Genomic DNA, 22,797 nt, shown 5'->3' with positions numbered 1-22,797 from the left:
AGAGGGGGAGTCCGTGACTGCGGCATGGGAGAGCGACGTCCTTGAGCCGTCGCATGTGCGTATCCGGTCGAGCGCCGGTGAAGTGGTTGGCGCGGGATTTCTCATAGCCCCCGATGTGGTGTGCACCTGCGCCCATGTCGTCGTTCGCGCGCTCGGGGGACCGAACGACGCAGACCGAACCGGCAAGCCGGTGAACCTCGATTTCCCGCTGGTGGATGGCCGCCCCCGGGTGCGGGCGATCGTGGAGTCCTGGCAACGCGGCGGGGCGGATGTCGCGGTGCTGCGGCTCGACGCCCCTGTTGAGGGCGCGCGGCCAGCGCCGCTCGTCGACGGGACCGGCGTATGGGGGCACACGTTCAGGGCGTTCGGCTACCCGGAGCACGTCGACCACGGCGTATGGGCCTGGGGCACGCTGCGTGCCAGGCAGGGCTCGGGCCTGTTGCAGATGGAGGCACACCAGCCGGGGCCGCGCATCCTGGAAGGGTTCAGCGGAGGGCCGGTCTGGGACGACGCTCAGGGCGGCGTCGTCGGGATGACGGTCACCGCTCACAAGGGTGCGAGCACCGCGTACCTGTTGCCGTCGGCCGCGCTGGTCGACGAAGGGATCCTGAAGCCGCGCTGCCCGTTCAAGGGGCTCTCAGCGTTCACGGAGGACGACGCGGGGTTCTTCCACGGGCGGGACAGCGAGATCGACCGTCTGTATACGGCCGTTGGCAGGCGGCCGGTGACGCTGGTGGCGGGGCCCTCGGGGTGCGGGAAGTCGTCCCTCGTGCGGGCCGGGGTACTGCCCCGGCTGCGGGCTGAGGGTATGAGTGTGACCGAGCTGAGACCGGTGCCCGGTATTCCCGCCTCTGACCTGCTCGCAGGGTCTCTCATCGGGATCCTGGAGCCGGACCTCGACGAGTCCGACAGGTCCGACAAGGTCGACAAGTGGGCGGAGCGTCTCAAGACCCGCAACGGCTATCCCGTCACCTTGCGCAGTCGGGTCCTCGCCCGCGCCGACGGCGCCGGACACGTCCTCTTCGTCGATCAGCTGGAGGAGTACGCGGGCGCCGAACCGGACGAGGCACGTGTGCTGTTCGGGCTGCTCGCCACCTTGGCGGGCAAGGATGGTGAGGCTGTGCTGCGGGTCGTCGCCACCACCCGGCCCGACTCCCTAGACGTCCTGGTGACACCCGGTACGTCCGACCTGGTCAGCGACGCCGTGCAGTTCCTCGCGCCTCTGGCCGCCGATGAGCTGGCGCGGGCGGTGACCGCGCCGGTCGATGCCGTGCCGGGGTTGTGGTTCGAACAGGGTTTGCCGGAGCGGATCGTGGCGGACGCGGGCAATGAACCCGGGCGGATGCCGCTGGTCCAGTTCGCCCTGACGGAGCTGTGGAAGCGGCGTGCCTCCTCGATGCTCACCCATGCCGCCTACGACCAGCTGGGAGGCGTCGCGGGTGCTCTCGTCAAATACGCGGAAGAGACCATTTCAGGATTGACGCGAGCTCAACAGTCCTCTGCTGAACGGCTGTTCGTGCAACTGGCCCGACCCGGTGACGGCGACGTCTTCTCCCGCAGGCCCACGCCCGCCGACGATCTAGCCGACGAACTCTGTGACCTGGCACAGGAGCTGGCTCCGAGCAAACTCGTCGTTCTCTCCCGAGCCACTGGCCGTGCGGGGGACGTGGAGATCATCGACCTGGCGCACGAGGCTCTGATCCAGCTGTGGCCACGCCTGCGGCAATGGCTCGTCGGCTCCCGGGACTTCCGCGTATGGCAGGAACAGCTCAGGGCCGACCTGAACCGCTGGCAGACACACCACGAGCCCGCCCGCCTGTTGAACGGAACCGACCTCGCCGAAGCCGAGCGCAGGCTGGCCGATCACCCCCAGGACATCTCCCCCGACGAGCGCGGCTACATACAGCTCAGCCGTCGCCACTCGCGGCGCGGCACCCGCCTCAAGCAGGGCGCCGTCGGTGCACTGTCCGTTCTCACGGTGCTCGCCGTAGTGCTGGCGCTCTCGACGTGGCAGAGCCTCAAGCGCACCGAACAACAACTCCGTACCCAGGCCGCCGGCCTGCTGGCCCAGGCTGCTGAAGGTCGGCCGCACAGCGACCCCGCCACCGCGCTGCAGCTCGCCCTGGCTGCGTGGAATGCGAAACCGACCGCCGAGACCCGGCAGACTCTGCTGCACCAGTACGCGCGAGGGCAGTACGTGGTGGGCAGCTATCCGTCGGTGTGGCGTGGGCGGGTACTTGGCATGGACGCCACGCCGGACGGGCGCGTACTCGTCGTGCGGTCGACGCGCGGTGGCGGCGGCCAGGCAACGATCAGCGTGGTGACGGGGGCTCTACAAGGCAAGCCCAGGGCCAAGGAGTTGAGCGGCTTTCCGGAGGAGACAGAGGTGACCGCCCTGAGCCCCGACGGCCGCTTCTTCGCAGCGGCCGCAGCAGGCGGCGCGGTGCGACTGTGGCAGCTGAGCGGCTCAAAGCAGCCCATCCTTTTGGATCTCGGTGATCACGATGTCCCCGAAAAGCTGAGGTTCACCCTGGACTTCAGCAGCGACGGGAAGCGGCTGCTGCTGACGATGACCGACAACACCTTTGAGTGCGCCGAAGACATACAGCAGTGCGTCCCCGCATTTGCCGAGGCGTGGCAGACATCCTCGGGCTCCCGCATCCGCGTAGCGGACAAGCTCCTCCCTGTGAGAGGGCTGAAGGAAGCCGCGTTCACCTCCAGAGGTGACACCATCGTGACGACCAGCTACATCAACGCCGACCTGCAAAAGCGCATCGAGATCAGGGACCTCACCACCGGCCGACTGTGGTACACCTCCACGACCCGCGATAAGAACGCCGCGGAGCTGCGGGCCGGAGGCGAGATCCTCATGACAACCACAACCATCACTGGCGAGGGGGACACCAGGTACAGCCAAACACTTGGCCGCATCCCAGGCCGGAAGACCGACCTGCGCCCCACCGACGGCGTGTTTGAACTGGACGCCAGCCTGGGCTACGGCATCGACAATGCGCCATACCCACTCGGCCCGGGGGTAGGGGACGGGGGCTACGCCGAGCCGATCCTGACCGACCTACGCAACGGGCACTCCTACCGCACCCGCATCCCGACCGCCGGCAACACTCCCGCCGAGTACACGGGTATGGCGGCGGTGCCGCGCGCGGGCGGCGGGCTCACCCTGCTCGTGCCCATCGGCACGACACTGATGGCGGTGCGGACCGAAGCGACAGGCAACGAAGTTTTCCAGCAACGTGACACCGCGAGAGAACTCTACGCATCGTCGCCCGATGGACGCTTCGTGGCCCACACCACCGCACAGCGCCTTGAGGTCATGGACGCCTCCCGCACCCGCCTCCAGTCCGTGAAGCTTCCAGCCTCCGGCCACAACATCGACTGGATTGGATCTTGGACCGCCGACTCGCAGCGGATCGTGGTGTGGAGCACGACCCGCGGCCTCTACCGGTCGTACTCCGTGAAAGACCTGAGCGACAGCGTGCCACTCAAGGACGTCGTCCCGGACATGAAAGAATTGGACGGCATGGCCGCGTTGGGGGGCAGCGAGATGGCTCTATTGACCAGCAACGGTATGCTCGCCCGCTTCGATGCGGTCGACGCGGCCTTGCTCTCCCAGCCGTTCCTGGTCCACCCCGTGTCCAGCGACAACTTCGACGGCAGCAAGGCGGCCTCGCACGGTCAGCTCGTGGCCCGCCCAGGGCACCCCGGACAAGTAGCCGCGATCACCAGGGTAGGATCCGTCCGCGGTGAGATTCTGTTGTGGGATGTCCGTAGCCCCCGCCGGATCACCACGTTTTCCGGGCCGGGGATTGAGGGGGGCGACCTCCAGGCGGTCGCTGAATCCCTCACATTCAACTCGGACGGCACGTACCTCGCCGTGCAGAACGTCGACGGGCTGGTACGCGTGTGGGATGTCGACCGCGGAAAACCGCTGACCCGCAGCGCGCCACGCTCGTCTTCCGACATCCAGGTCGGGTTCGGACCCGGCAACAGCGTCGTCACGTACCTCTACGACAAGAAGCAGATCCAGATCTACGACCTGATGGGCGACGGTGCCTCCACCACCATGCAGGTGGACGACGCATGGACAGTGGCCTTCATGGACGGGCCTCGCCTGGCCATCGACACCCCCGGGCTGCGACAGACCCTCGACCTGCGCGCAGAAGCCCAGTTCCGCATCCTGTGCGCCGCCGCAGGACGCGCCTACACCAAGGCCGAACGCAAACTCCTGCCGCAGGGAACCCCGTCGGAACCGCCCTGCGCCTGAACAAGCCCGCACGCGTCGTGGGCCGCACAGGAGCGAACCCCGACTGCCACGATCTTGTAACCGAGTAGCGTACGGCCCAACCTCTGCACGCTCGTTCTGCACAATCATGCCCATGACCGGTGCACAGGAATTCCCGCTCGACGACGGCACGACCGTCCGGTTCTTGGTCTCAGGAGCAGGAGAAGGCCACCTTGGCCAGGAGGAGGACTTCCCGGATGGCCTCGGCCCGCCTATCCCTGTGGCCCGACGCGGAGAGGCAGTTGCTGCCATCGCCACCGACGTGCTGCGTACCACACTCAAGCCGCTCGGCTCCCTGGTCCAAGAGGTGCACGACGCAGTGAACGCCGGGCCCACACCACCCACCGAGGTCGCCGTGACCTTCGGCGTGCAGCTCGGGCAGGATCTGAAACTGGGAATCGTGAACGGCAGTGGGCAGGCGCATCTTACGGTCACCGCCACCTGGAAACCCGGGGCGTGACGGTCCGCTGGGCTCGTCCCCGGGGGGCGCATGCTGCGCCCCTCGGCACACTGCACCGTTCCTGGCCAACCCGGTAGTGGGCAACGAGGCGAACTCAAAAGACGAGATCGTAAGACAGAGTGCCGTGGCCCCCGAATGAGACAGTCAGGAGAAACGCAGGTCGCCCCATCGGAACAGGACATTCCGAATGAGAACCTACAGCTGTTGTAGGGGCTCAGCCTCCGTGCCATTTTTCTCCGCCGCGATCTCACGCGGATGCCATGTCGCAGGTCAGCGGCTCGCACCGGATAGGAGAGCTGAGGAAATGACACAGAAGCTGAGACAACCGACGGGTGACATGGCGTGAGACGCCTGCGGAACGCCCAGGTCAGAGACACGACGCTATGACACGAGCCGCGAGATCCTACAACAGCGTGTGGGATCTCAAGTTCGGCTGCACAATCTCACCACCCGCTTCATATCGGCTGCACTCTCCTGTCGGCGACGGCTGAAAAGTGGCTCTGGATCACTTTCGGTGCTCGGGCCACGGAGGGTTACCGAACCCGCGATCATGAACGGCCGTGGTTGATGTCCTCCTCCAGGACCTGTGGTTCCACCAGGTCGAAGGTGTCGTGATCGAAAACGTCGTGCCTGACGGCGATTTGGTGGCAGTGCGGGCCCGGGCTGCTGCCGAGCGGGCCGTGTGTCCGGCGTGCGGGACACGTTCGTCCCGGGTGCACAGCCGATACGTACGTCGGCTCGCCGACAGCGCGGTCGGCGGGCGCCGGGTGCTGATCGAGTTACAGGTGCGGCGTTTCCGCTGTGGTCAACGTTCCTGCAGACAGGCGACGTTTGCCGAGCAGGTCGACGGACTGACGGTTCGCCACGGCAGACGCAGCACCGGCCTGCAGAGGGTGCTGGAGCGCGTGGCGGTAATGCTGGCCGGCCGCCCCGGCGCCCGCTTGTCTCAGGCTCTGGCGGCTGGGGTGAGCAGGTCGACGCTGCTGCGGTTGATCCGCCGCCTGCCGGAGCCCCAGACCTCGACACCGCGGGTGCTCGGGGTGGACGACTTCGCGCTCCGCAAGGGCCACAACTACGGCACGATCCTGATCGACATCGAAACCCACCAGCCCATCGACCTGCTGCCGGACCGGACGACGTCGACAGTCGCCCGGTGGCTCGCCGAGCATCCCGGCGTCGAGGTGATCTGCAGAGACCGCTCCACGGCCTATGCCGAGGCCGGACGGCTCGGCGCCCCGAACGCCATCCACGTCGCGGACCGATGGCACATCTGGTCGAACCTGGCCGAGGCCGTCGAGAAGACGGTCGTCCAGCACCGAGCTCTGCTGCGGGAACCGCACGCCCCCTCCACTACCAGGGTCGCCGCGGACATGGAGAACACGAACCTCGAACCGTCCCCTCCCACCGGGCCGCGGACAACCGGCCGGCTCTCCGACCGCGTCCGTGAACAGCACACGGCGGTCCACGCTCTCCTCGACCAAGGCGTCGGACTGCGCGCGATCGCCCGCCAGCTCGGGCTGGCCCGCAACACGGTCCGCCGCTTCGCAGGCGCCGCGGACCCGGACGAGCTCCTGGTCGGCCGGTGGACCGGCCGCACCAGCATCCTCGACCCCTACAAGCCCCACCTGCACCGGCGGTGGGACGAGGGCTGCACCGTCGCCCGCCGCCTGTTCGAGGAAGTCCGCGAGCGCGGCTACACCGGCGGCGAGAGCGTCGTGAAGAAGTACGTGGCCAAGCTCCGCGAGAACTTCCCGCACAACCCGCCCCGCAAAGCACCGTCCACCCGGGACGTGACCAGCTGGCTCACCCGCCACCCCGACCGCCTCACCGACGACCAGGCCCAGCAGCTCAAAACGATCCTGACCCGCTGCCCCGCGCTCGACCGAACCTCCCACCACGTCCGCGCATTCGCCGAGTTGATGAACGACCGCCAAGGCAAACACCTCGACCGGTGGATCGCCGGCGTCCAGGCCGATGACCTGCCGGCCCTGCACACCTTCGTCACCGGCCTCGGCCAGGACCTCGACGCCGTCGTCGCCGGCCTCAGCCTCCGCTACAGCTCCGGCGCCGTCGAAGGTCACAACAACAAGATCAAGATGCTGAAGCGGCAGATGTTCGGCCGAGCCAACTTCGACCTACTCCGCAAACGCGTCCTCCTCGCCGCGCGAGGCCGTTCATGATCGCGGGTTCGGTAACCCTCCGTGGCCCGAGCACCGAAAGTGATCCAGAGCCACATTTCAAGCGTCGCCGACACTCTCCGTGCTTCTCGACGTCGCCCACCGCGCACGGCACATCGAATTCGCCGGTGAGCCCCGCCGCAGCACCTCCCACCTTGTCTGGGGTTACGCCTCCCTGCCCTTCTCACTCTCGGCGCGCGCGGATCACGGGTGAGCTAATCTGCGCGCATGCGCGGACAGTTCACCGGCTGGCCGGAGCAGGCCATGGACGTGTTATGGCAGCTCCAGGGCGAACCGACCCACGCGACCCGCGAGCGCTACCGCGCGGACCGCGAACGCATGGTCCGGCAGCCGATGATCACCCTGCTCAACGAGGTCGCGGACACCGACCCCCGGTACGAGGACTTCTCCGTCTGGCACTACCGCACCGACTCCTGGTGGTGGCAGCACCAGGGCGCGGTGATCCGGCTCGGCCGCAAGATCGAGATCGGTCTCCGGTTCTCCCTGGACGGCCTGCGGATCCAAGGCGCCTGGTGGTACCCCGACCCCGGCCAGGTGGACATGTTCCGCAAAGCAGTGGCCTCCGAGAGGAGCGGCCGCGAACTGTCCGCCATCGTCGAGGACGTGCGGAAGAAGGGCTACGACATCTCCGGGGACGTGATGAAACGCCCCCCGCGCGGCTATCCGACGGACCACTCCCGTGCGAACCTGCTGCGCCACCGTTCACTGATCGCCGCCCGTCCACTCGGCTGCGAGGAGTGGCTGCACACCCCCGAGGCGGTCGACCGGGTCCTCTCGGCCGCCGCCGACCTAGACGCCCTGCTGATGTGGCTGGTCCGCCACGTGAAGCGCGCCGCCTGACATCACGAGGGCGCCACGCGGCATGGGAGGAACCACACCCGTGCGGCCGGCCCCCGCAATCTGACGGTGATGCGCACTTTCAGCGCCGACCGGTCGTCCATCGCCCGAGAACCGTCCGGCATCTCGGCCAGGGGGACGGCACCGTCGAAGACGGGCCCCGGACAACGCATCCGGCGGGAGTTTGGGAATGCGGGCGCGGACCGGGGCGATGCCCCCGCGTAACGTGATGTTGCGGTCGAACATCCGGCGGCAGAACGACCTCCGCATTCCCGCCGTACGGCACCCCCACACAGCCGACCGCACAGCCGTCCCGGGTGATAGCGGGCCGTGAGACACCGCAGGTCAGCGATCTGCCCGTCCGGAGCGGCCTCAGCAAATGTGGGCGGGGATGCGCCGCGAGCCGAGACAACCGCAGATGAAGCAGCGTGAGACACCGCGAGAAGTCGCAGATCACAGCCTCGGCGTATGCAGCGAAGCGCGAGACCTACACAACTGTGGGATCTGCGACACCCTCTCTGTCGCCCACGTGTTGGTGCTCGAAGCAAGGGCCGACACACGCTCGAACCTCTGGTGGAGCCTCCAACAGCCTTGCTAGGAGCTCTTCGACGAGATAGGCCATCCGCACCTGCTCCGGAAAGTTACGCGGTGATGGTGTCCAAGAGCTCCAGCGGAACGGGCGCACGTGTGCTCACGGCGTCAATCAGCTCGGTGCCGAACGGGCCCGGGAGGGGTCTTCCGAAGCATTCGTACGCCAAGTCCAGCAGCACCTGGTGGCTGACAGGCGGGTTGGGGATCGCTGCTCCCCGGGCACGCGCAGTGGTTCCGTCGAGCGGGGCCCGCCGGTGGACATCTCTTTCATGTAGGCGGACCCACCGGTCGGCGCGCTCGATGGCGCTGGACATGAGGGCCCGGCCGTCTTCCTGGTCGGGCTCGGACTCAGGGAGGTAAGCGGCCTCTTCCTTGCGGGCGCATTCCAGGAAGTGTCCGGCCCCGGCCGGATCGGACCAATGGGTTCCCCGGCGGAACGAAATGGCGGCCAGGCCCTGGATGAAGGCCCACTGGAAGGAGAGCATGGAGAGCGTCCTCATGGCCTCGTCCATGTCCCTGTCCGACGCGTTCTCGGCGATATGGATCAGGGCCTGCTCGCGTGCGACCGGATCCGAGATTCTGCCCAGCCAGGACATGGCCAGCTTGGTGTCCCCGATACAGATCATCAGCTTGGCCCACGCCTGGTCGGCCTCCTTCCCGGGCGGACGACGCCGGACCGCTGCCATCTCGCGGTTCATGTCGAACCTCGGCAACTCGGAGACCTTGCGCGCGAACCACTGGATGTGGCCGAACCGTTCCGTCGCTGCGGCCACCAGGCTCGACACCCGTCGCGGCGCCAAAGTGTTCCAGCACAGGGATACCTCGCGGAGCGCGGCCATGAAGGCTGCCGGATCGGATTCCAGCTCCCACATCCGTGACTCGGCGGCCTCCACCAGCTCCAGGGCGAGCCCGGGACTCACCCGGGTCGCCAGATAGGCCGCTTGGGCGAGAGTGAAGATTTCCGTCGAGGTCCTGACCCGCGCCAGGAGCCCGGCCACGAGTGGGCCCTCGATCGGGTGGCCGCCGAGCGCCTGGGCCACGGGGAGGATCCCGCCGGGCAGGTTCCGGATCCGCGACAGCACCGCCGACACCTCCCGCGCTGAATCCGGGCGCCGTGCCGGGTCCTTCTGCAGCAGCGCGGCTACGAGCCTGTCCAGTTCGAAGGGGGTATCGGCGCGCCGGCTCCGTAGTGGAGGTGCCGTGACCTCCAAGTGCTGCCGCATCAGGAAGTGCGGGTGACCGCTGAAGGGCGGGGACCCGGTGAGCAGCGTGTAGAGCACGCACCCGAAGGCGTACAGATCGCAGCGGGCATCGACCTGGGCGCCGCTCCACTGTTCGGGAGCCATGTATGCCGGGGTACCGAAAGCCTGTCCTGTCACCGTTAGGCCGGTGGTCGAGTCGGCGGTTCGGGCGATGCCGAAGTCGCAGATCCTCACGCGTCCGTCGGCCTCGCGGAAGAGGTTCTCGGGCTTGAGGTCCCGGTGCACGACGCCTTCCTCGTGCGCGGCAGCGAGTATTTCGGAAATCTCCAAGGCCAAGTGCACGGCCTCGTGCAGAGGCAGGCCCCCGGGCGTCCGGTCGAGCAGCGAACTCAGGTCCGAGCCCTCTAGGAGTTCCATGACGATGAACGGCTGCCCCGCGTCCTGACCCGCGTCGTACACGGGGACGACTCCCGGGTGCCGTATCCGCGCACCGATCCGGGCCTCGCGGCGGAACCGGGCCACAGCCTCCTCGTCCCCCACCTCGGCCAGCAACAGCTTCACGGCCACGAACGCACGCGATTCCAGGTCGTGGGCCTTCCACACCTCCCCCATGCCTCCGCGGCCGATCTGTTCCACCAGGGCATATCTCCCCGCCACCTGCTCGCCTGCCCGCACAGCACCCCCCAAGTCCCGGCCCACCCGTCCGGAAGCGTACCCATGACCGCCCGCCCACGGCTCCCAGAAGGCGCACCGGACGCCCGGCATAGTTCCCGCGTCAGAACCGACCTAGGAAATGGCCACGCTCCTGAGACAGAAGCATGGCCACCGGTGTGAGACAGAGCCGAGATCGGCAGGTCACAGCATTGGTGCATGCCGAGCGCAATGAGATCCCACAGCGGTGTAGGTTCCCAGAACCCGTGGCCACTTCACACGAACCGTGGCCACTCGGTGGCCAGCAATGAGAGTCCGCAGGTCAGCGCCGTGCCCTCTGTGGCAAAGGCCGAGGATTTGGACACAGCTGTGAGATTGAGCGGCTGGCCACGGCGTGAGACACCGCGAGAAGCCGCTGGTCACAGCCTCGCCGTAGGACACGAGCGACGAGAACCTACAGGCGGGGAATACCGGCTTGCGTCAAGCCGCGTTGAAGCCCGATGCTGCTGCGTTCGCCACATTCGCGTCAGAAGGGCCGACCCATGGCGATGACCGGCAGCCAGATCCTCGCAGAACTCCAGGCCGTGGACCGCCGCGTGCTGCACTTCACGCCTTTCGGCCTGGGCGGAGCCATGCGCCCCGAAGACGCAGCCGAACACCAACAGCGACTGATCTCCAATCTGGTGCTGGCCGATGACGTGGCGGAGGCAACCCTGCAGAAGTTCCAGCAACTGCGCACCTGTTACAGCCAGGGCCTGTTGTGCTACGAACTTTTCACGCTGGTCGCGGACGTCGCCAAGCTGACCCTCGAACAGGCGCTACGGGATCGGTTTGTCGCCCACCACGGTGGCACGATCACTGTTCGGGGCCGCTCGCAGATAGAGCAGGAGATCACCTGCACCACCTACCCGGACTTCTTCGAGCAGTACAGGAAGGCCGACGGATCCAAGATCCGTATGGGCAGTTCGCGCGCCTGGACCGGGTTCAACGGAATGCTCGACGGCCTGCTGCTGTGGGCACGACGCGAGGGCCTGTTGCGCGGCCAGCGCAACCGTGGCATCGAGCGGGCCCAGAAGGCACTGCGGAACCTGACGGCCCACGGCACATTCCATCTCCTCAGCCCCGTCGACGCCTACCGAGACCTGTCCGACCTCGCGGAGATCATCAACCATCTGTGGGGGCACTCCACCCCGGGAGGCCGCCTCTACCCGGCGCCGATCACCCGCGACGTAGTCGCCATCAGCTGGAACAGCACCACCGTGCACGCCGCGCACGCCGCGTACCTCGTCCACCAACAGCCGGAAGAGGATGACGACTTCACCTATGTGCTGGCACGAGCGGTCTTCTGGCCCGGCGAGCGTGAGGATCCCCACCTGATGGAGTACGACGCCCGCAACGCCACCACCCGCTACCCCGCGCAGTACCTGTGGGGTCCCGGCAGCCGCGCGGAGGCGATCGCCTGGTTCGAGAGGGATGGGCCCGAGCCGGACTGCTGCGACACGCTCGACCAGATCTTCGTGATCCGTGTCCACGGCGGCCGGATCCACCTGCCGATGTACCCAGGCGTTGGCGCAGCGCTCCACACACCGGAGCAACAGGGGGCCTGGTACGCGATCCGCGCCGACGGGCCCCACGAGGTACTCGCCCACGTGCGCGCCCTGTCTTCCGCGGCAAACAGACACTCCCAGTCCAAGGAGTGCGGGCAGTGTTCTGTGGAAACCATCGCCCGTGGAGACCTCGCCACCGTCCTCCGAGCCGCGCAGACCGCCGGCGCCGACATCACCCCTGTGGCGGTGCCAGACGTTCGTACCCCCTTCGCTGACATCATGGCCCCCAGGTCGGTGGCCGCATCAACATGACGACCACTCCGGGCATCCGCCGTGGACGTCCTCGCCCGGACATCGCCCCTTCACCGTTCCGCATCCGTTGAACGGACCCTGACAGGGGTTATCCACAGGCTGATGCACGGGTGTGGACTACGCCGTACGGTGCTGCGAAACGATCACAAGTACGGGGGTGCACGATGAGGTGCGGGGTAGTGGTGGAGGAACTGGCGTCCGACGTGATGGGAGAACTGTCCGCGGACGCACGGCGCGAGGTCCTGGAACTCGTCGAGCTTGTGCGCCTGGCACCGGCCGCGTGGCCGGACGTACGGGATCCCGGCAGTGTCGAGGAGATCCGGGAAGCGTTCTCGGCACGCTGCTGGATCCAGTACATGCCGCACGACGGGGCCATCGAGGTACGCGAGATCGGTTGGGCCGGATAGGGCAACACGAAGGGCCCGCGAGTCGGTACGACTCGCGGGCTCTGGCATCAGGTTGATGCGGTTGTGTCAGTCTTCACCGGCCGGTGTGTTCTCGTCGCCGCGGTGAAAGCGGACGGCCACGCACACTCCGATACCGCTCGCGACAAGGATTCCTGCGCCGCCGACGAGCCGCAGGCTGGCATCGGCACCGGTGTCGGTGAGGAACCCGGCCGGGGTCTTCGAGGCGGTCGCGCCAGGGCTCCTGCTGAAGGGTGCGGTACGTCAGGGGCTGCGGTGTGGGCGCTCTTCAGCGGGCGCGGGCACCGCTGCGGGAGGTAGTCGTAGCGGGGGCCGTGTGCCTGGTTCGGCCGGCGGCTCGGCTCGGTGTGTTCGCGGTCCAGGCGCCGGGGAACCAGATGGCGGTGTACTGCTCGATGGCGTCGCGCAACCCGGTGGTGACGGCTCCGTCCCACGGGGGCCGCCCGGGGCGGCGGTACGTGTCGAAGGTGCCGTACCGCTTGGTGTTGGGGCGCGTGCTGGCCGCTTCGTCGCGGCGGTGGAAAGTGCCGTGCTCCACGAACGAGTGCGACCGCGTCGATCTCGCCCCGGTCCGGGTGGAGGACCGCCAAGCGCAGGCCGCCGTAGGTGTCCGCGTGGATGGTGGCATTGAAGTCGATCCGCAGCCGCAGGGGCGTACCCGGGATCGGGGTGGCGTAGTACGTGTCGCCCACGACGGCATGGACGCGAAACGGGAGGCACAACTCAGCGAAGAACTCGCGGGCTTGGAGAGACAAAGAAGAGGTCTCCAGTAGAGGGGTCGGCCCGGGTCTATCGGCACGGACCGGGCAGGGCCGCCGGGCGGGGCGTCGTGCTCCAGCGCGGGACGCTGGCTGCGGGGAGCACGGCTGGGCGATGAGCGGCAGGGCGCGTGCTCAGGAACCGGTGAGGGCGGGGAGCAACTGTTCGGCCAGGTCGGTGGGCTGGCCGGTGTAGTGGAGCGTGCGCAGGCCCAGGTCGGCGGCGGCCTGGCAGTTGTCGTCGCGGTCGTCGACGAACAGCACGCGTTCGGGGTTGGTGACGCCGGTGGCGGCCAGGGCGTGTTCGTACGCGGCCGGATGCGGCTTGCACAGGCCCAGGCGGGCCGAGTAGAGGGCGTCGTCCATCAGCTCGCGCCGCCAGTCGGTAACGTCCAGGACGTTGCTGAGGTGGGCGGGCGCGTTGGAGAGCAGCACCATCGGCAGCCCGGCGGCGCGGGCGCGGTACAGGGTGTCAAGGACGTGTGGGTCGGTGCGGGTCCACATGGCGGTGTCGGCGTCGCGCAGGGTGCGCAGCCAGCGTGGGCCGGGGTGGTGTCCGAGCACGGTGGCCCAGTAGGCGAGGTCGCTCAGTTCGCCCGCGTCGTAGCGGTCACGGGCGTGCCAGAAGACTGTCTGGAAGGAGGGGAGGTGTCCGTCGGGCCATTCGGCGAGGTCGGCGAGGCGGGTCCACATGGCCGTACTGGGCTGGAGGCCGATGACGCCGTTGTAGTCGAGGATCACGGCGTCCACGCCGGTCGGGGAGGTGGATGTGTGGGTCACGGGGTGGGTTTCTCCAGGGCTTTGGGGGCGAGGGCGGCGACGGTTGCGGCGAGGAGGGCGGGCAGCAGCAGTGCCGTGGACAAGGTGGTGAGGGTGGCGAGGGCGCCGATGAGGGCGGGTCCGGCGAGCAGGCCGAGGTAGCCGGTGACGGAGACCGTGGCCACGGCCCGAGGGCCACCGACGCCTGCGGCCGTGATCAGGCAGGGCACGGTGATGGACAGGCCGAGCCCGAACAGGGCCCAGCCGGTCAGGGCCGCCGGCGTGCTGGTGGTGACGACGCCGGCGGTGAGTCCGGCTGCGGCGAGGATCCCGCCGGCCCGTACAACCGCGGGGGTGCCGAAAGCTGCGGTGAGCCGGTCGCCGGTGAGCCGTCCGAGCGCCATCGCCGCGCTGTAGAGCGCGAACGCCGTTGCGCTGACGGCCGTCGATGCATCCAGGCTGTGCAGGTGGACGGCGGCCCAGTCGGCTGCCGCTCCCTCTCCCAGCAGGCACGAGGCCGCCAGGGCGCCCAGCAGCCACAGTCGTGTGGAGGAAAGTGCCGGCCGCGTCCGGCTCGGTGGAAGGCCCGCCGATTCGGGCGGTTCATCGGAGCCGTCCAGGGATCGGGTCGCGGTGGCGGCTGCGAGCGTGGCGCAGGTGAGGGCGAGGCCGGTGGCGAGGAAGAGGGTGCTGTGCGTGGTGTGGGCGGTGGCGGCGGCCAGTGCGGCTCCCGCGAGCGCGCCGATGGAGTAGGCGGCGTGGAGGGAGGACATGATGGGTCTGCCGGCGGCGTTCTGGCAGCGCACTGCGGCGGAGTTGACGGCCACGTCCAGGACACCGTGCGCGATACCGAACGCGAGGGCGGCGGTGAGCAGCATCGGCAGTGTGTCGCCTTGGCCCAGGAGGGCGAGGCATCCGGCGAGGCTGGTGGCGCCCGAGGTGAGCAGTGCTGGAAGGCGCTCCGGCCGGGCGAGTCGGCCCGCGGCCTGGAGTCCGGCGACCATGCCGAGCGCGGCGGCCAGCAGCACCAAGGCGAGGCGGGCGGTGCTCAGGTGGGCGGCCTGCTGAACGGCCGGCATCCGGGCGCCGAAGATGGCCATCACCACGCCGAGACCGAAGAAGTAGCCGGTCAGCAGGACGCGGCTGCGGCGGATAGTCACGGGTGCCGTCTTCATCCGAGCAGATCCGTCCCCGTGTCCCGGCCCACCTGATGGGGTACCACGTCGAAGGTCCGGCCGGCGGCGGACAGTGCCGACTGGCCGGTGGGGTCGGGCACGACCACGCGGTCCCGGATGAACGGCACTTCCCACGAGGGCTCATCACCGGTGATCAAGACGACGTCACGGGCGGCGGCCATGGACTCAAGGCCATAGCGGCGATATGCCTCGGCTCCCATGCCGGCCACGGTGAGAACGACAGGGCGGTCGGACAAAACAGGGCTCCTCAAATGATCTGGCGGAGGTCCGGGGTATGCGGGCCGGTGGTCACGTACTGCGCCGACGGCGAACCTCGATGACGCTGGCCCACTGCGGGTGCGCGTCGAGCAGCCGTCTGGCGTAGAGGGCGGTGTAGTTGTTGTTGAGGCCCTTGACGCCGTGCGGGTGGCGCCAGCGCAGGGCCTCGAACAGGGCCTTCATGCCGACCCGTGTCGCACCGGTCGCAAGGCGCTGGACAACGAGCTGTTCCAGGGCCCGGTACACCCAGGGGTGGCCGGCGTCGAAGGCATGGAACTGCTGGGTGATCGTGGGCCGCGCATCGTGGTGCGGGAGGTCACGGCAGGGCAGTGCGGGCTGCGTGAGGGTGGGCATGAGCGTGAAGGGTCCTCTCGTACCGGGGTGGGTCAGGCCGGTGAGGTGGGTGGCGGGGGCAGGGTGCGCAGGCGGGCGAAGGCGACCGCGAAGCCGAGGGCCTGGGCGGCGGCGGCGATGGTGAGGGCGTGCCCGAGCTGGGCGGGCGGGACGGCGGCGACGAGCAGGCCGGCGGCGGGGAAGGGCAGCAGGAGCAGCAGGATCGTCACGGCGAGGGTGCTGGCGAACGCCTCGGGTGGGATCAGGCGGGAGCGCAGGGTGCGCAGGACGACCGTGAGGCTCCCCTCGCCGGCCATCACGACGGCGATCAGCAGCAGGTAGCCGCGGTAGGTGTCGGCGTGGGCGACGGCGAACGTCGCTGCGGCTGCGAGGGTTGCGGCGACGGCGCCGACCGGCCACAGCCCCCATCGGTCGATGGCGCGGCGGGATGCGGTGATGGCGAGCAGGGAGGCGACGGCTGCGGCGGACCAGATGAGTCCGGCATCCGCGCTGGAGTGGTCCAGCTCGGTGACGATGACGACCGGGACGGCCGCGTGCAGGAGCGCGATCGCGGTGTTGGAGACGACCAGTGCGCCCACCAGCCAGGCAAGGTGCGGCAGCGAACCCAGTGTCGCCCAGCCCGCCCGCAGCCCCCGCATGGCAGCCACGCCGACCGGCGCCATGCCCGTGCGGGGGCCGAGAGCGGCGGCGAGGAGCGACAGGCCCGCGAGGGCACCGAGCATGGCGGCCGGTCCGCCGTGCTCCAGCAGCAGCCCGGAGACCGCCGGTCCGGCCAGGGTGGCGGTCTGGTCGATCCCGATCAGCACGGACTGCACCCGGTGCGCCCCGTCCCCGGCCATCCGGCTCGCCTCGGCTCCGGCGGTTTCCGCCGCGACGAAACTGAACTCGGTGAGGACCCCGCTCGTAGCGGCGAGCAGCATCACCGTGACCGTCGCCGCCGTCGTTCCAGCGTCCAGGGCAGTGAGGACGACGACGGCGGCGAGCACGGCCAGGGCCCGCGCGAGGCAGGCGGCACGGAAGATGAGTGCCGTGCCGTAGCGGTCGACGAGCGTGCCGGCCACGGTGAACGCCCCGATGCGCGGGAGCCACTCCAGCGCGAAGGCCAGTCCGGTCAGGGCCGCCGAGCCGGTGATGGCCAGGACGAGCAGGGGGATGCCGTAGGTGGTCATCGCGAACGCGGCGGCATCCGCCCCTCGGGGCAGATAGATCCGGCGTCTGAGACCGGCCGCCGAAAGGGCCACGGCGTCCGGCGTCACGCGGCCATGCCGGGATCGCCGCAGACCTGCCGGGGCCGGTGCGTGCGGATCCACTCGGCGAGCAGCCGCTGGACACGGCCGAACTCGGCATCAGCCTCGCCCTCGGTGGGGCGAGGGTCCGCGGATGTCTCCGCCAGCACGGCGAGGGTATGGCGGATCCGCTCGGCGAAGTCACAGAGCGGTGCCGGGTGGTTGTGGCGCCGGGCCCAGCGGGCGGTGGCGTCGTAGAGGTCGGCGAGGTCCCTTCCGGCGGGGGTGAGCCCGAGTCCGGCAGGCGAGCGGTCCAGGAGCCCCAGCCGGTCCGCATGCCCGATCGCCTCCCGGATCTGGGCCCGGGTGAGATCGGCGAGCGTGCACGCCAGCGTGCGGGGCGGGATGGCCCCGTGGTCGTCGATCTCGCTCACCAGGCGAATCAGCCCGGCCGAGGACAGCTCCATGCTCGCGGCCTGCACCTGCCGGAGAGAAAGTACGGGCATCATCGGCGGACTCCAGAGGCCGCCGGCAGAGCCGGTGTCGGACGAGCGGGCGTGGAGTGGGAGAACAGGTCGCCCGACTGCCAGGTGGGGCGGCGCTCGGAGGGTGCCGGACGGGCGGAGCGGGCCGCAGGACGGCTCTGGTGGCTGATCCACCTCCCCGCAGGGGTCGTGGCGCTGGGTTCCGGTCGGCCCCACAGCGGGTGCCGCGCCGCTTTGTCCACGGGTCGTCCAGCTGCCCACATCGACAGCGCGCCGAAGACATGACCGAGTCCGTCGCCGCCCGGCGAGAGACGGTAGGGCCGGCCCTTGCCCGCGGTCACCACCAGGCCGTCGTCGATGAGCTGGCGCAGCGGCGGGTAGATGCTGGTCCAGTAGCCGTCGGGGATGACGATGCTGGCCAGGGCCCGGGCGCTGGCTTCCTGGCGTGCCTTGAGCACCCACAGGATCGCGGGGGCCTGTCGGCGGGTGAGGAGGGTGAGGCTGTCCTCGATCTGCTCGATCGCGGACAGCGGCTGCTCCGGCTTCTCCAGGTGCTCCTCGGCCCAGGCGGCGATTGCCGCCAACACCGGCAGGAGTTGACGGCCCCGCTGGGCGAGATGGTAGGTGACGTGGTGGGCGGAGTGCTCGGTGCGCTCGATGAGGCCGGCGTCGCACAGCGAGCGGATCTTGGGGTGCAGTTGGCCGCTGTGGAGAAACGGCAGATTGGCCGCGATCTGCGTGTAGCGCTGCGGAGGCTCGTTCAGGGCCAGCAGGATCCGCACGTTCCAGCGCGGGGTGATCATGTGGAGGGTTTCGGTGACCCGGGCGACGTCGGCGTCGACGGCGGGTGGCAGACCGGTGGTGGCCAAAGGGGGGAACTCCTGGATGAGAAAGGGCTGGGACCCGATCGGTCAGCGGCTCGGGACAGTGCTCACCGTCGGCACAGGCGCAGCGGGAACAGCGCAAGGCGTCGAAGCGGTGGGCGGTGCCGGCGCGTTGGTGCGGCCGAGGCTCTGCAGGACCGCTTGGGTGGTGACGGCCTGGGTGTCGCGGACGGCGACGGCTTCGGAGAGGCGGCGGGCGCAGTCGACGATGTGGACCACCTCGAAGGCGCTGATCTGCCGTTCGGGATGGACCAATTGCCCAAGGCGCTCGCGGTGGACAGTGATGGTCTGCTCGGCAAGGGCGAGCGCGTGGTGAGCGGCCAGGAGGGCGGCGAGCATGCCGGGGGGCTGGTCCTGGGCGTGGGCGTCAAGGTCGGTCAGCGACGCGCCGTACAACTCCTCGATGCGGGAGCCGATCTGGGCGGACGTGGGGTGGGGCAATCGGCGGGGTCTTTCACGGTCAGCTCCCCCGGGCTGTCCCGGCACGCTGAGGTGCCGGGACGGCGGTGGCGGGAGGCAGGGTGGTGGTGATCGTCTGCTGGTTTGTGGTGACCGGGCGGCTCCGCCGGCCGGGCGGCGGCATGGTGCGCAGGAGGTCGTCGAGGGCGGTGCGATAGCCGTCGCGGGCGCTGAGCGCCGCCTCCAGCCACTGCGCGTCCATCCGCAACTGGTCTGCGGACAGATCGTCCATGTCGCGCTTCGGCGCCATCGCCTCGTGCACGCGCGTGCAGATCCGGGCGACCTGTTCCTCGGCCAGGGCCAGGAACGAGCGCATCTCCAGCGCCCGGGTCAGGGCGGCGGAGGCGTCCGGGCCGACGGCCATCCGGTACAGCTCAGCGACCGGGACGCCGAATACTTCCCCGAGCCGGCCGTCGTGACTGCAGGGCTTGTCGCTCACGCTCACCGCAAGACTCCTCGGCCAGTGGCGGGCGCCGCCGCAGGCCGGGAGGCCGGCGCGCTGGTGGGCACAGCCGGGCCGGGACGGGACCCACGACTGAGGCGGGCCAGTCGTTCGGCGGCAAGGCCCGTCTTGCCCGGAGCGTCGGGGTCGAGGAGCCAGCGCACGACCAGGGCACGCCCGTCCCGCGCGGTCACAGCCGTATTGACGCGGTGTGCAACGTCCAGTGTCGGGCCGTCGACCTCACGGGGCTGTGTCTGGAGCACGGCGAGGAGGTCGTCCTCGGCGCGGTCGAGCGCCGCCTGGGACTCGGTGAGGAGCGCGTGCCACTTGACGATGTCGGTGGCTGCGGGGTTCGCGTCCGGCGCCGCGGCAACGGCCGCGGTCAGTTCGCTCATACTCATCTCGAAGCGTCGCTCGATCTGCTCGGTGAGCACGCCCACGACATCCTCGGCGTCATCGGATATGCCGTCGGACAAAGGGAATTCTCCTGTTCTGAAAGGTCGATGCGGGTAGGTGAGGGGCGGCCGTAACCGGGACTTCAGCCGCGGCCGGATCCCTGTGTTCCGGGCAGGGTGTTTGCATTGAGGTGGCGGCTGCGGGGACCGCGCTCACGGGCGTTGCGGACAGGACCGGCAGTGCGAGTGCGCGGCGGATACGGCAACTCGGGTGGAGCGCATGGGGAAGAACCCTCCGCAAAGGCATGGGGATTGCATGGATTGGCGCTGCGGGGTTGTCCCCGGCGGCTGTTTAAGGGTCCGGAGAATCGCCGGTTTGGCTAACCGGCGATCGTCGGTTATGTTTCGCCGCTCTCGTCGCCCGTGGCGCTCAGCGCGAGCGGCCGGGCGGACGTGAGGCAGGGGGATGTGCTGCACCGGCCGGACGGACGGCCGCGGTTGCCGGGCGGACCGATGGGAGAGGGCCTGCCTCGCCGGTGAGCCGGTCGTTGCACCACTGCAGTGCCTCATCCACCGTGGTGAAGCCGCCCTCGCGCAGGGTGTGGGTCCAGGCTTCGGTGTCGACCTCCTCCACCAGGACGCGGAACGGGGAGGGGGCTCGCTCGTCCGGGGCTCGTAGGGCCACGACGGTGACCATGTCGTCCGGGTTGTCGCTCGTATACGAGTAGCCCATGGCGTAGCGGTCGCCGTCGCCAGCGAGGCGCCGCTCCAGCGCGCGCGTGGCCTCGTCCGCCGGCGGCGGGCCTAGCGTGGGGCTGAGGCCAACAGCGTCGGGCGGGCAGCCGCGGTGGATGAGCCAGGACTGTGCCATCGCGGGCAGCGGCAGGCGGGCGTGGTCGAAGGTGAACGTCCGCTTCTCACGGTCTCGTTGCAGATGGACGGCGAGCACCTGCGCCATGCCGGGGTGGCCCCAGGTGGCGGTACGGTCGAACAGGACGTAGTAACTGTGCCCGCCACTGTGGTGTTCGGCGAGGGGGACGAGCATGTCCTCGTTGACGGCGACCTTGCGGTAGAAGTCGCGGTACATCTCCTCGTCGGCGGCGAAGTCGTCCAGGGCGAAGTCGACGTGAGGGATGGGCTTGCGGGGCGGCGCCGGTTCGGTGGGAGACAACAAGGGCCTTTCGGTGGGGTTCAGCGTCGCTGCGCCGGGGTGGAGGGCGGTGTGCCGGGCTGCTGCGGGACCTTCGGCGCCGGGGCGGTGGGGGTCCGGCGGGCGGCGAGGAGCGCGGCGCGTCCGGCATCGGTGAGCGCGACCGGCTGGCCGGCGTGCACGGGGTGGGTGGTGTCCCGGACGGCCAGCCCGGCGTCCTCCAGCCGCTGGAGTTTTGCGTGAGGGATGCGGGTGCCGGAGGCAGCGGTGATGGACAGCCGGCCGGTCAGCAGGTGTTCGTGGAGCTTGGCTCCGCCGGCGATGGCGAGCAGTACGGCATGGTCGTCCGTCGAGAGCGGCTTCGCGCCGGATGTCAAGGCCGCTGCGGCGGCCTCGACGGGTTCCAGGGCGGCGAGCACGTGCCGGGCAGCGACGTCCCGTACGGCGGTGGCTTCCTCCAACTGGTCCACGGTGCGGTCGATGCGCGTGAACAGGGCGTCGTCGACGTCGAACTCGCCGCTGGACAGGCGGTTGAGGAGACGGAGGTGGAAGGTGACGCCGGTCTGGGCCTGGGCCAGCTCCCGGTGCCGGTCGACGAGGTGGGCGTGCGGCTCGTCGAGGATGCCCCGGTCGCGGTAGGTCCACAGGGTGTCGATGTCGTGGCCGGTGACGGCTTCGAGGCGGTGGTCGAGCGGGGAGACCGCACGCCGGGCCGGTGTCGGCGTGGGTTCAGGCATGGGCGGGTGCTCCTGGTGTCATCGAGTGTGGCGCGGCGAGGAAGCCTGGGCGGGGCGTGGCAGACCCGGCAGTGTGGTGGGCGGCGGTCCCGGCTTCGGCGCGGGCCCGCGGGCGGTGAGCTGTGGGGGGCGGGAGCGGGCAGCGTGGGTGCGGGCGCTCAGGGGCCGACGGGTCATGCCCAGTCGCTGGCCGACGGTGTCGTAGACGTCGTTGCCCGCCCGTGGCCGTACGGCCACGACATGGATGTCGTGGTGGTGCGCGGACGTCGGCGGAGCGGGGCGCACGGTGTAGACGACCCGCCATTCCTTGCGGGAGTCCACGAGCAGCTTGCGGTGACCCTCCAGGTCACCGGTCAGTTTGATGCCGAACCGCTCGGCGTTCACCACCTCCTGGAGATACGACAGGGTCAGGTCGCGGATGTCGCCGGGGGCCTGGAGAAGGTCGGTCAGGGCCCGGGGATCGAAGCTGAGGCCGAACGCCGGCTGCCCCGGGCTCATGACGTCGGCTCGTCCGGCTCACCGGAGCCCGGCGTCACCGCCCCGGCCGTGCCCGTCTCCTTCGTGCGGGCCGAGGGCGGCGGTCCGGGCAGGATCCGGTGTGCGGGCCGTTCCGGTGAGGTCATGCACGCCGACAGCGGACCGTCGGGCGCCCGGACCGCCGTGATGGCGTGGGTGAGGAAGTCCCGGTGCCACACGAGCAATCCGCTCAGGCCGGCCTCGGGGTCCTTGTGCTGCTGGTAGGCGAGCCAGAGCGCGTGGAGCCAGGCCACGACGGCGTCGTGCTCCTGCCACTGCGGGCACCAGGGCGCCGCCGTGGTGACCTCGGCCCCGTACACCGGCATCAGGAAGTCGTCGACCCAGTCGCTCAGGGCGTCCAGTTCGTCCTCGTACTCCTCCCCCTCCAGCTCCAGAATCGGGCGCGGCTCGGGCGGAACGGAAAGTGCGGGTCCGCCGAGCCCCGGCATACCGAACGCGGCGAACGGTGACGGGCGTGGAGCCGGCCCGGTGGCGAGATGGTCGAGCTGCTGGGCCTGCTCGGCGGACTGCTCCATCAGCTTCCGGACTCGTGCCTCGATTCCTTCGAGGTGAGTATCCGGAATCCTGATCGGCTCCAACTCCCCATCATCGTGGGGTTCTACGGATTCGGGCATGGAAAAGACGGGCCTCCTCG

At 69.5% G+C, this 22,797-nt stretch carries 21 protein-coding genes and 2 pseudogenes; 6 read left to right on the top strand and 17 right to left on the bottom strand.

Going from position 1 to position 22,797, the window contains the following annotated elements:
- Window positions 1–13 precede the first annotated feature (13 nt).
- The 4 genes from J8M51_RS22975 (at window position 14) to J8M51_RS22960 (ending at window position 7,798) form a co-directional block, all read left to right on the top strand.
- The gene (locus J8M51_RS22975) at window positions 14–4,282 is read left to right on the top strand and encodes an nSTAND1 domain-containing NTPase (protein ID WP_159057234.1); all 4,269 of its coding nucleotides are present in this window, start codon (window positions 14–16) and stop codon (window positions 4,280–4,282) included.
- A gap of 112 nt (window positions 4,283–4,394) precedes the next feature.
- A complete protein-coding gene (locus J8M51_RS22970; protein WP_079088877.1) occupies window positions 4,395–4,760 on the top strand; it encodes a CU044_2847 family protein in 366 nt (121 codons plus the stop codon).
- A 560-nt stretch (window positions 4,761–5,320) separates the two neighbouring features.
- Window positions 5,321–6,940 carry an ISL3 family transposase gene (locus tag J8M51_RS22965; RefSeq protein WP_060880117.1) on the top strand — a complete coding sequence of 540 codons (1,620 nt, stop codon included), beginning with the start codon at window positions 5,321–5,323 and terminating at the stop codon, window positions 6,938–6,940.
- Between the two features lie 225 nt (window positions 6,941–7,165).
- The gene (locus J8M51_RS22960; protein WP_225615459.1) at window positions 7,166–7,798 is read left to right on the top strand and encodes a DUF2461 family protein; all 633 of its coding nucleotides are present in this window, start codon (window positions 7,166–7,168) and stop codon (window positions 7,796–7,798) included.
- Window positions 7,799–7,800: 2 nt separating this feature from the next.
- Here J8M51_RS22960 and J8M51_RS22955 read toward each other — a convergent pair.
- Window positions 7,801–8,117: pseudogene (locus J8M51_RS22955) on the bottom strand (hypothetical protein); the annotation flags it as partial.
- 319 nt (window positions 8,118–8,436) lie between these two features.
- Window positions 8,437–10,353 carry a serine/threonine-protein kinase gene (locus J8M51_RS22950; RefSeq protein ID WP_060880118.1) on the bottom strand — a complete coding sequence of 639 codons (1,917 nt, stop codon included), beginning with the start codon at window positions 10,351–10,353 and terminating at the stop codon, window positions 8,437–8,439.
- A gap of 428 nt (window positions 10,354–10,781) precedes the next feature.
- On the opposite strand from J8M51_RS22950, the gene J8M51_RS22945 reads away from it, so the two are divergent.
- Together J8M51_RS22945 and J8M51_RS22940 are read left to right on the top strand one after the other, a co-directional pair.
- Entirely contained in the window at window positions 10,782–12,098 is a 1,317-nt protein-coding gene (locus J8M51_RS22945) for a hypothetical protein (RefSeq protein ID WP_086756811.1), read from the top strand.
- Between the two features lie 164 nt (window positions 12,099–12,262).
- Window positions 12,263–12,505 (top strand): hypothetical protein, encoded by a 243-nt coding sequence (locus tag J8M51_RS22940; RefSeq protein WP_086756812.1) that lies wholly within the window; start codon window positions 12,263–12,265, stop codon window positions 12,503–12,505.
- 286 nt (window positions 12,506–12,791) lie between these two features.
- Here J8M51_RS22940 and J8M51_RS22935 read toward each other — a convergent pair.
- The 15 genes and pseudogenes from J8M51_RS22935 to J8M51_RS22865 form a co-directional block, all read right to left on the bottom strand.
- A pseudogene (locus J8M51_RS22935) lies at window positions 12,792–13,278 on the bottom strand (hypothetical protein).
- 138 nt (window positions 13,279–13,416) lie between these two features.
- Window positions 13,417–14,061, bottom strand: a complete 645-nt coding sequence (locus J8M51_RS22930; protein ID WP_086756814.1) for an HAD family hydrolase — start codon at window positions 14,059–14,061, stop codon at window positions 13,417–13,419.
- Window positions 14,058–15,215 (bottom strand): MFS transporter, encoded by a 1,158-nt coding sequence (locus tag J8M51_RS22925; RefSeq protein ID WP_086756816.1) that lies wholly within the window; start codon window positions 15,213–15,215, stop codon window positions 14,058–14,060. The genes J8M51_RS22930 and J8M51_RS22925 overlap by 4 nt, the downstream gene beginning before the upstream one ends.
- Window positions 15,212–15,472 (bottom strand): hypothetical protein, encoded by a 261-nt coding sequence (locus J8M51_RS22920; protein WP_086756817.1) that lies wholly within the window; start codon window positions 15,470–15,472, stop codon window positions 15,212–15,214. Before J8M51_RS22920 ends, J8M51_RS22925 begins: the two co-directional genes overlap by 4 nt.
- A 52-nt stretch (window positions 15,473–15,524) precedes the next feature.
- Window positions 15,525–15,848 carry a hypothetical protein gene (locus tag J8M51_RS22915; protein WP_256964991.1) on the bottom strand — a complete coding sequence of 108 codons (324 nt, stop codon included), beginning with the start codon at window positions 15,846–15,848 and terminating at the stop codon, window positions 15,525–15,527.
- A gap of 32 nt (window positions 15,849–15,880) precedes the next feature.
- Complete coding sequence (locus J8M51_RS22910; RefSeq protein WP_267299702.1) at window positions 15,881–17,017, bottom strand: MFS transporter; 1,137 nt, start codon at window positions 17,015–17,017, stop codon at window positions 15,881–15,883.
- An 83-nt stretch (window positions 17,018–17,100) separates the two neighbouring features.
- Window positions 17,101–17,583: a hypothetical protein gene (locus tag J8M51_RS22905; RefSeq protein WP_086763301.1), complete on the bottom strand. Its 483-nt coding sequence runs from the start codon at window positions 17,581–17,583 to the stop codon at window positions 17,101–17,103.
- The gene (locus J8M51_RS22900; RefSeq protein WP_086763299.1) at window positions 17,580–18,428 is read right to left on the bottom strand and encodes a winged helix-turn-helix transcriptional regulator; all 849 of its coding nucleotides are present in this window, start codon (window positions 18,426–18,428) and stop codon (window positions 17,580–17,582) included. The genes J8M51_RS22905 and J8M51_RS22900 overlap by 4 nt, the downstream gene beginning before the upstream one ends.
- A 42-nt stretch (window positions 18,429–18,470) precedes the next feature.
- Window positions 18,471–18,884, bottom strand: a complete 414-nt coding sequence (locus tag J8M51_RS22895; protein ID WP_086763297.1) for a hypothetical protein — start codon at window positions 18,882–18,884, stop codon at window positions 18,471–18,473.
- Between the two features lie 19 nt (window positions 18,885–18,903).
- Window positions 18,904–19,347, bottom strand: a complete 444-nt coding sequence (locus J8M51_RS22890) for a hypothetical protein (protein WP_179203487.1) — start codon at window positions 19,345–19,347, stop codon at window positions 18,904–18,906.
- Entirely contained in the window at window positions 19,344–19,820 is a 477-nt protein-coding gene (locus tag J8M51_RS22885; protein ID WP_086763295.1) for a hypothetical protein, read from the bottom strand. The genes J8M51_RS22890 and J8M51_RS22885 overlap by 4 nt, the downstream gene beginning before the upstream one ends.
- 349 nt (window positions 19,821–20,169) lie before the next feature.
- Window positions 20,170–20,913: a hypothetical protein gene (locus tag J8M51_RS22880; RefSeq protein WP_086763292.1), complete on the bottom strand. Its 744-nt coding sequence runs from the start codon at window positions 20,911–20,913 to the stop codon at window positions 20,170–20,172.
- A 17-nt stretch (window positions 20,914–20,930) separates the two neighbouring features.
- Window positions 20,931–21,626 carry a hypothetical protein gene (locus J8M51_RS22875; protein ID WP_086763290.1) on the bottom strand — a complete coding sequence of 232 codons (696 nt, stop codon included), beginning with the start codon at window positions 21,624–21,626 and terminating at the stop codon, window positions 20,931–20,933.
- Between the two features lie 18 nt (window positions 21,627–21,644).
- Window positions 21,645–22,124 carry a hypothetical protein gene (locus J8M51_RS22870; RefSeq protein ID WP_267299429.1) on the bottom strand — a complete coding sequence of 160 codons (480 nt, stop codon included), beginning with the start codon at window positions 22,122–22,124 and terminating at the stop codon, window positions 21,645–21,647.
- Window positions 22,121–22,678, bottom strand: coding sequence for a DUF4913 domain-containing protein (locus tag J8M51_RS22865; protein ID WP_267299701.1), 558 nt, complete (start codon window positions 22,676–22,678; stop codon window positions 22,121–22,123). The genes J8M51_RS22870 and J8M51_RS22865 overlap by 4 nt, the downstream gene beginning before the upstream one ends.
- Window positions 22,679–22,797: the final 119 nt, after the last annotated feature.

The organism is Streptomyces griseiscabiei (genome assembly GCF_020010925.1).
Classification (GTDB): domain Bacteria; phylum Actinomycetota; class Actinomycetes; order Streptomycetales; family Streptomycetaceae; genus Streptomyces; species Streptomyces griseiscabiei.
The sequence above is the reverse complement of the archived record's forward strand: the minus strand, read 5'-3'. Positions and strand labels throughout refer to the sequence as shown.

Bases quoted from the DNA above. Each gene is read 5' to 3' on its own strand.
- J8M51_RS22970 (WP_079088877.1), top strand. From the start codon at position 4,395: ATGACCGGTGCACAGGAATTCCCGCTCGACGACGGCACGACCGTCCGG.
- J8M51_RS22960 (WP_225615459.1), top strand. From the start codon at position 7,166: ATGCGCGGACAGTTCACCGGCTGGCCGGAGCAGGCCATGGACGTGTTA.
- J8M51_RS22950 (WP_060880118.1), bottom strand. From the start codon at position 10,353: ATGCCGGGCGTCCGGTGCGCCTTCTGGGAGCCGTGGGCGGGCGGTCAT.
- J8M51_RS22945 (WP_086756811.1), top strand. From the start codon at position 10,782: ATGGCGATGACCGGCAGCCAGATCCTCGCAGAACTCCAGGCCGTGGAC.
- J8M51_RS22940 (WP_086756812.1), top strand. From the start codon at position 12,263: ATGAGGTGCGGGGTAGTGGTGGAGGAACTGGCGTCCGACGTGATGGGA.
- J8M51_RS22925 (WP_086756816.1), bottom strand. From the start codon at position 15,215: ATGAAGACGGCACCCGTGACTATCCGCCGCAGCCGCGTCCTGCTGACC.
- J8M51_RS22915 (WP_256964991.1), bottom strand. From the start codon at position 15,848: ATGCCCACCCTCACGCAGCCCGCACTGCCCTGCCGTGACCTCCCGCAC.
- J8M51_RS22910 (WP_267299702.1), bottom strand. From the start codon at position 17,017: ATGACCACCTACGGCATCCCCCTGCTCGTCCTGGCCATCACCGGCTCG.
- J8M51_RS22905 (WP_086763301.1), bottom strand. From the start codon at position 17,583: ATGATGCCCGTACTTTCTCTCCGGCAGGTGCAGGCCGCGAGCATGGAG.
- J8M51_RS22875 (WP_086763290.1), bottom strand. From the start codon at position 21,626: ATGCCTGAACCCACGCCGACACCGGCCCGGCGTGCGGTCTCCCCGCTC.
- J8M51_RS22870 (WP_267299429.1), bottom strand. From the start codon at position 22,124: ATGAGCCCGGGGCAGCCGGCGTTCGGCCTCAGCTTCGATCCCCGGGCC.
- J8M51_RS22865 (WP_267299701.1), bottom strand. From the start codon at position 22,678: ATGGAGCAGTCCGCCGAGCAGGCCCAGCAGCTCGACCATCTCGCCACC.